The sequence below is a fragment of the Corallococcus llansteffanensis genome (assembly GCF_003612055.1).
Classification (GTDB): Bacteria; Myxococcota; Myxococcia; order Myxococcales; family Myxococcaceae; genus Corallococcus; species Corallococcus llansteffanensis.
The window spans coordinates 1-7806 of record NZ_RAWB01000469.1; the positions used below are offsets into that span (position 1 = coordinate 1).

4 protein-coding genes are annotated in these 7806 nt (G+C 71.2%); all 4 read left to right on the plus strand.

Annotation, left to right across the window (positions count from 1 at the left end; all coding sequences use genetic code 11):
- Positions 1-636, plus strand: a 636-nt coding sequence (locus tag D7V93_RS32190) for a dihydrolipoamide acetyltransferase (RefSeq protein ID WP_120647023.1), incomplete at its 5' end; no start/stop codon positions are given.
- 14 nt (positions 637-650) lie between these two features.
- Positions 651-3053 carry a tetratricopeptide repeat protein gene (locus D7V93_RS32195; protein ID WP_120647024.1) on the plus strand — a complete coding sequence of 801 codons (2403 nt, stop codon included), beginning with the start codon at positions 651-653 and terminating at the stop codon, positions 3051-3053.
- 5 nt (positions 3054-3058) lie between these two features.
- Positions 3059-6499: a tetratricopeptide repeat protein gene (locus tag D7V93_RS32200; RefSeq protein ID WP_120647025.1), complete on the plus strand. Its 3441-nt coding sequence runs from the start codon at positions 3059-3061 to the stop codon at positions 6497-6499.
- Positions 6496-7806, plus strand: a 1311-nt coding sequence (locus D7V93_RS32205) for a tetratricopeptide repeat protein (protein WP_120647026.1), incomplete at its 3' end; no start/stop codon positions are given. The genes D7V93_RS32200 and D7V93_RS32205, both read left to right, overlap by 4 nt.

Sequence of the window (7806 nt, forward strand, 5' to 3'; positions counted from 1 at the left end):
CCCGCGGCACCCGCCGGGGAGCAGACGGCGGACGAGGCCTTCACCGCGCGCGTGAAGACGCTGGAGGAGCAGGTCGTCGACCTGAAGGAGAAGATCTACCGCTCCAAGGCGCGCCTGCTGCTGTTGCAGGAGACGGTGATGGGCGGCGAGCTGTCCACGGGCGCCCGCGCGGTGCTCGTGCACAAGAACGAGATGGGCAACGCGTTCCAGCTCGAGTCCGTGGTGTACGCGCTGGACGGCGCGCCCATCTTCACCCAGGTGGACACGCAGGGAGACCTGAACCGGCACCAGTCGCTGGAGGTCTTCAACGGCCGCATCGTGCCGGGCCAGCACCAGCTCGCGGTGCGGCTCGTGTACCGGGGCAGCGGCTACGGCGTGTTCAGCTACCTGGAGGGCTACAAGTTCAAGGTGCAATCCAGTTACACCTTCAACGCGGAGTCCGGAAAGGTCACCACGGTGAACGTGGTGGGCGTGGAGAAGGGCGGCCTCACCACGGACCTGAAGGACCGGCCCGCGGTGCGCTACGACATTGAAGTGGCCAAGGACACGCGCACGCCCAAGCCGCCTGTGTCCGGGACGGAAGCGGCGCCGGGCGTGGTGCCCGTGCCAGCCTCCACCTCCAGCGAGACGAAGTAGGAGCGGGAACCGCCGTGACCGCGACGCTGCACGCCCTGGCCCTCGCCCTGTCCCTCGGGGCCGCGCCCGCGCCCGCCCCGGCCTCCAAGCCGGGGACGGCGCTGCCGGCGCTCCCCGCCTCCCTGAGCACGCGCGCCGCGTCCGTGGAGGCCGTGGAAGCGCAGCTGCACACCGCCGAACAGGGCCTGCGCTTCGTGGAGGCGCAGTTCACCGAGCGCCCCGAGCCGAGCAACGCCGACTCGCAGTTGAAGCGCTTCTCCGAGGGGGAGCTGCACTCGCTGCTGGGGGACTGGGCCGCCGCGTCCGTCCTCTTCTACGACCTGGTGAGCGACCCGGACTTCAAGTCGAACCCGCGCTACCCCGAAGCGGTCTTCTACCTGGCGGACGCGCTCTACCAGCAGAAGAACGACATTGGCGCGCGGGTGTACCTGCGGGACGTGCTGGCGCTGCCCCTGACGCCGCAGCGCTACAAGGAGGCCGTGAGCCGCTACCTCGCGGTGGCCGGACGGCTTCAGCAGTTCGAGGGCATCGACGCGTACGTGGAGAAGGCGCGCGAGCTGTCCGGCGGCGTGCTGGCCCCGGACATCGCCTACGTGCACGCGCGCGGCACCTTCAAGCGCGCGGACCTGTCTGCCGAGGAGCACCAGCAGCGCTCGCGCGCGCTGTTCGCCCCGCTGGCGCAGACGCCCGGCCGCTTCCGCGTGCAGGCCGTCTACCACCTGGGCGTCCTGAGCGTGCAGGCCGGGGACCATCCCGCCGCCATCGCGCAGTTCCAGCGCATCATCGCCACCGGGCCGGAGGCCGTGGTGTCCACGGGCCTGCCGGAGCCGGAGGCCCAGCGCTTCCGGGAGCTGGCGCGGCTGTCGCTGGGCCGGCTCCTGTACGAGACGGGCCGCTACGACGAGGCGTTGGATCAGTACAGCCAGGTGCCGCGCGAGAGCGAGCGTTTCCCGGAGACGCTGTTGGAAGTGGCCGGGACGTACGTCCGCAAGCAGGACTTCGTGCAGGCGAAGAACGCCACGGACATCCTGCTGCTCGTCGCACCGAACTCGCAGCTCGCGCCCGAGGCGCAGATCCTCCAGGGCCACCTGCTCCAGAAGCTGCGCCAGTACGACGAGGCGCTGGAGACCTATGACGGCGTGGTGCGCACGTTCGCGCCCGCGCGCGACAAGGTGGACGCGCTCTTGCGCGTGAACCAGGACCCCGTCGCGTATTTCGACAACCTGCTGGCGCGCAACGAGAAGTCGCTCGACGTGAGCACGCTGCTGCCGCCCCTCGCGCTCCAGTACGCGTCCACGCAGAAGGAGGTCGCGAACGCGGTGCGGATGGTGGGCGACCTGGACAGCGGACGGCAGGGCGCGGGCGAGGCGAAGGCCATCGCGGAGCGCATCCTGGAGGCGCTGGCGGCGCGCGGGCCGGAGGCCTTCCCGGAGCTGCAGGAGGGCTACACCCGCGTGGAGACCGTGGACACCGCGCTCACGGTGGCCGAGCAGGCCCTGGTGCGCGCGGAGACGGCGCTGGTGGAGGAGAAGCTGACGCCCGCCGAGCGCGAGAAGCTGCTCGTCGCCCAGGGCGTGCGCGAGGCCCAGCGCCTGCGCTTCGCGACCCTGCCCACCACCACCCGCGAGCTGGAGGACCGCCGCCACCGCATGCAGGCGCGCGTGGACGCGGTGGACCGCGACGCCTTCCGGCTGGGGTACGAGCTGCAGAGCCTGCACGCCAACGCCGCCGCCGTGCGCAAGTGGGTGGAGGACACCCGCGAGGACCGGCAGGCGGACCCCTCCGAGGAGCGCGAGTTCCTGGTGCAGCTCCAGGCGGAGATCGCCACGCTGCGCGACCTGCAGTCGGAGCTGGACCACACCCGCGCGCGGCTCGCGACCGAGCGCCAGTCCACGGACACGTCACTGGAGGGCGAGGCCGCCATCCGCACCCGGTACGCCGCCGCGCTCCAGCAGGAGCACGCGGTGCTGCATGCGGCGGAGGCCCGCCTGTCCGGCGAGGACACCCGCGTGCTCCTGCGCATGCACGCGGTGCGCACGCGCACGGACGTGCTGCGCGGCCGGGTGGCGGTGGCCCGGGTGGCGCTCCGCGCGCGCCTGGAGCACCGCGTGCAGTCCATCCGCGACAAGGTGCGCGCCGAACAGGCGCTGCTCCAGGGCTACGAGCAGGAGGTGGCCGGCGCCTCCGGCGACGCGCGCAACCTCGTGGGCCGCATCGCCTACGACAGCTTCCGGCGCGTGCGTCAGCAGTTCTACGAGCTGGTGCTCAAGGCGGACACCGGCACGGTGGACGTGGCCTTCAGCCGCACCCAGGACAACGCCGCGAACATCCAGAAGGTCGCCAAACAGAAGAGCGAAGCGCTGCGCGCGCTGGACACCGAGTTCAAGGACGTCCTGTCGCCGGAAGGGGGGGACTGAAAGTCATGCGCCGCCCCCTCCTCGCCCTCCTCATGGCCCTCGCGCCCGTGGCCATCCACGCCGCGCCGAGGGCCGCCACCAAGACGGCGCCCAAGGCTTCGACCAAGGCCAAGGCGCCGGCCAGGGACGCCTCCCCGGCTCCGAAGCAGCCTCCGGCCCCTGCCGCCGCCGTCCCCGCCCCCGCCCCGCGCTACCTGGACGGCCTGGGCCACACGCCCGAGCAGGAGAAGCTGCTCGGCGAGGTGAGCCGCGCGCTGGAGGCTTACGAAGCAGAGTCGCGCGACTTCCATCGCGAGGTGAAGCAGTTGGTGGAACGCCGGTACGCGCAGCGGCGCGCGGCGCTCTCCAGTTCCTACGAGAAGTCCCTCACCGCGCTGGAGTCGCAGGAGCGCACCCACCGGCTGGACGCCATCTCCCGCTTCGAGGACTTCCTCCGCCGCTACCCGAACGAGCCCCGCGCCACGCCGGACGTGATGTTCCGCCTGGCGGAGCTGTACTACGAGCGCTCGGCGGACGAGCACCAGCTCGCGCGCAAGGACTACGCGGAGCGCGTGCGCACGCTGTCGGATGAGGCGATGGCGGACCTGCCGCCGGAGCCGGAGGTGGACTTCACCCCGTCCATCGGCCTGTATCGCCAGCTGCTCGCGCGGTTCCCGGACTACAAGCTCAACGACGGCTCGCTGTACCTGCTGGCCTACTGCCTCTCCGAACAGCACAAGGACGAGGAGAGCCTCGCCACCTACCAGCAGCTCACCACGCGCTACCCCAAGAGCCGCTTCACCACCGACGCGTGGACGCGCATCGGCGAGTACTGGTTCGAGGACGAGACCGACCCCGCGGCGCTGCGCAAGGCCGCCGACGCGTACACCGCCGCCACGCGCGACACCGGACACCGCTTCTACGACAAGGCCCGCTACAAGCTCGCCTGGACGTACTACCGGATGGACTGGTTCGACGAGGCCGTCGACAGCTTCCTGCTGCTGCTGGACCACTACCAGTCCCACCAGCAGTCCGGTGACAAGGCGGACGAGGGCGACCTTCGCGCCGAAGCGCTCCAGTACATCGCGCTGTCGCTGGCCGACGAGACCTGGGGCGGCATGGCCCGGGCGCAGGAGATCTTCGCCAAGCGCGGCGGCCGTCCCTACGAGGCGGAGGTGTACCGGCGGCTGGGCAACGTCTACTTCGACCAGCTCCGCAACACGGACGCCATCGCCGCGTACCAGCAGGTGCTGACCACGGATCCGCTGACCGCGGATGCGCCGCGCCTCCAGCAGCGCATCGTCCAGGCCTACGAGCGCGACCGGCGCATGGACCTGTACGCCCTCGAGTCCGAGAAGCTGGCCAACAGCTACCTGCCCGGCGGCGCCTGGTACGAGAAGAACAAGGACGACCCGAACGCGCTGTCCAACGCGCAGACGCTCGCCGAGCAGAGCCTCTTCTCCGCCGCCAGCTACCAGCACCAGCAGGCCCAGGCGTTCCAGAAGGAGGGCAAGGCCGAACAGTCCCTGTCCACCTACGCCGCCGCCGCGCGCGCCTACGGCACGTACCTGGAGCGCTTCCCGCGCAGCAAGAACGCGTACCCGATGCGCTTCTTCTTCGCGGAGTGCCTCTTCAATTCGAACCAGTTCGACGCGGCCGCGAAGGCGTACGAAGCGGTGCGCGACTCCAACCAGGACGACACCTACCGCAACGTGTCCGCGCACAACGCGGTGCTCGCGTGGAAGGAGCAGCTCACCCGGGACGTGAAGGAAGGCCGCGTGCCGGAGCGCAAGCCGCTGCGCGCCGCCGAGCGCCCCAAGGACAGCGCTCACGCGCCCGTGGCCCTGGCGGAGACGGAGGCCCGGCTGGTGAAGGCCTCCGACGCCTACGTGGCGCTGCTGCCGAAGGAAGAGGCTGCGCCGGGCATCGCCTACCAGGCCGCGGAGCTGTTCTACACGCACGACGACTTCGCCCAGGCCCGGCCGCGCTTCGAGCGCGTGGTGCAGGCGTATCCCCGGAACGCGGTGGCCGGCTACGCCACCAACCTCATCATCGAGTCGTTCCTCGTCGACCAGGACTGGAAGAGCGTGGAGGAGGTCAGCGCGCGGCTCGCCAGCAACGCGCAGGTGGTGGACCCCCAGAGCGACCAGTACCGCGAGCTGATGAAGTTCAAGCTCGCCGGACGCTTCAACCTCGCGGACCAGCTCGCGGCCCAGAAGCGCTACGACGAGGCGGCGAAGAAGTACCTCCAGCTCGTCGAAGAGGCCCCCCGTCACGAGTTCGCCGACAAGGCGCTCAACAACGCGGCGGTGGCGTACGAGGAGCTGCGCCGGTTCGACTCGGCGATGAAGCTCTACGAGCGCGTGTACCGCGACTATCCGAAGTCGCCGTGGGCCCACACCGCCCTCTTCCGCGTGGCCGTCAACGCGCAGAAGTCCTACGACTTCGACAAGGCCGTCACGAGCTACCAGAAGCTGGTGAAGGACTACCCGGCGGCGGAGGAGCGCGAGTCGGCGCTCTACAACGCGGCGGCCCTGCTCGAAGGTCAGCAGCGCTACGCGGAGGCCGCGGCCGCCTTCCAGCGCTGCGTGGAGCTGTTCCCCCACGGCAAGAACGCGCCGGAGAACCAGTACCGCGCGGCCCGCATCCTGGAGAAGCAGGGCGACACGCGCGGAGAGATCAACGCGCTGGAGGCGTTCGTCCGCAAGTTCGCGAGCAAGCCGGACCAGGTGGAGCTGGTGGTGGACGCGAAGCGGCGCCTGGGCGACGCGTGGAAGAAGCGGGGCAACGCGAAGGAGGCCTCGCGCGCGTATTCCGCCGCCGCGGACGAGTTCGACCGGCGCAAGCTGAAGCCGGAGACGCAGCAGCGCGCCGCCGAGGCCGCCGCCTACAGCCGCTTCCAACTGGCGGAGGCGGAGTTCCAGCGGTTCGACGCGCTGAAGATCACCGGCTCCGGCAAGGTGCTGGAGCGCAGCTTCAACAAGAAGACCGAAGCCGTGAAGTCGGTGAGCGACGCGTACGGCAAGGTGCTGCCGTACAAGCAGCTCGAGTGGTCGCTGGCCGCGTTCTACCGGCGCGGGCACGCGCTGGAGCGCTTCGGCAACACGCTCCTGGAGGCCCCGGTACCGCCGGAGGTGAAGCGCCTGGGCGACGACGCGGTGCTCGCCTACCAGGACATGCTCACCCAGCGCACCGTCGCGCTGGAGGACCGCGCGGTGGAGAGCTACGCCGCCACGCTCAAGGAGGCGCGCAAGAACCACGTCTCCAACGAGTGGACGCACCGCACGCTCGAAGCGCTCAACCGCTTCCGGCCCAAGGAGTACCCCGTCCTGAAGGAACCCAAGGGCGCCATCGCGTCGGAGACCGTGTACCCGGACGGCCTCGTGGGCAGCCTCACCGCGCCCGTGGTCCCCGCGCGGACCGAAACCGACAAAGCCCCCCGGCTGACGGAAGAGGGCGCACGATGAGCCACGGCAGACGATTCGCGCTCACCGGACTGGCGCTCTGGCTGTCCGCCTGCGCCTCCGGCCCCCAGACGCGCACCGAGTCGAAGCTCGACGGGCCCTCGACGGGGCCCATCGCGTCCGTGAGCCCCGGCACGAAGCCGGAGCCCGAGAAGCCCGCAGCCCCGAAGCCCCAGGCCTCGTCCGGCGCGGAGAAGGACTTCACGCGCGCGGTGGAGATCGCCCGGAGCGGCGAGCTGAGCATCGCGGAGACCGCGCTCAAGGCCCTGCTGGAGAAGTCCCCGAAGCTCGCGCCCGCGTGGACGAACCTGGGCATCGTGCAGGAGCGCCAGGGCCGCCTCCCCGACGCGGAGCGCTCCTACCGGCAGGCCCTGTCGCTGGAGCCGGAGCTGGAGACCGCCTGGGACTGCCTCGTGCGCCTGTCCGCGCGCACCGGCCGCGCGGCGTCCCTGGAGGCGGAGCTGCGCGAGGCGCTGACGAAGCAGGACTCGGTGGCCCGCCGCACGGCGCTCGCGCTCACGCTGCTGCTGCAGAAGCAGCACGCGCCCGCCGTCGCCGAGGCCCGCCGCGCGCTCCAGGCCAACGAGCAGCACGTGCCCGCGATGCAGGTGCTCGCGCAGGTGTACGCCCGCGAGGGCAAATTCGAGCTGGCGTCCATGGTGCTCGGAAACGCGCTCGCCATCGACGCGCAGGACGCGTCCACGCTCAACGCCCTGGGCCTGGTGCACCTGGGCCTCAAGGAGCGCCCGCAGGCGCTGGAGCGCTTCCGGCAGGCCATTGCCCTGCGGCCGGACTTCGCCGAGGCGCGCAACAACCTGGGCGCCCTGCTCAACGAGGGCGAGGACTACGCCGCCGCCCGCGTGGAGCTGGAGGCCGCCGTGCGCGCCGCGCCGGACTTCGCCGCCGCCCACCTCAACCTGGGCAACGCCTACCGGGGCGAGGGCGACTTCGCGCGCGCCCTGGCCGAGTACGAGCGCGTGCTCCAGCTCCAGCCCGACGGCAAGGACCCGTACTTCAACCTGGCCCTGCTCCACCTGGACCTGGAGCCCGCCGGCATGGACCCGCTGGAGCGGCTCCAGAAGGCCGTGGCCTACCTGGGCCAGTACCAGGCCAAGGGCGGCACCGACGAGCGCACCGCCCAGTACGTGAAGGACGCGAACAAGGGCATCGACCGGGAGACCCGCCGCCGCGAGCGCGAGCGCAAGGAAGGCCTGCGCAAGGCCGCGGAAACCGCCGCGAAGCCCGCCGAAAAGCCCGCGGAGCCCGCCGTACCCGCCGCGAAACCCACCGAGGCCGCCACGACCCCCACC

What these genes read in the sequence shown, in the direction of transcription:
- D7V93_RS32200 (WP_120647025.1), top strand. Translation starts at nt 3,059, where the DNA reads ATGCGCCGCCCCCTCCTCGCCCTCCTCATGGCCCTCGCGCCCGTGGCC.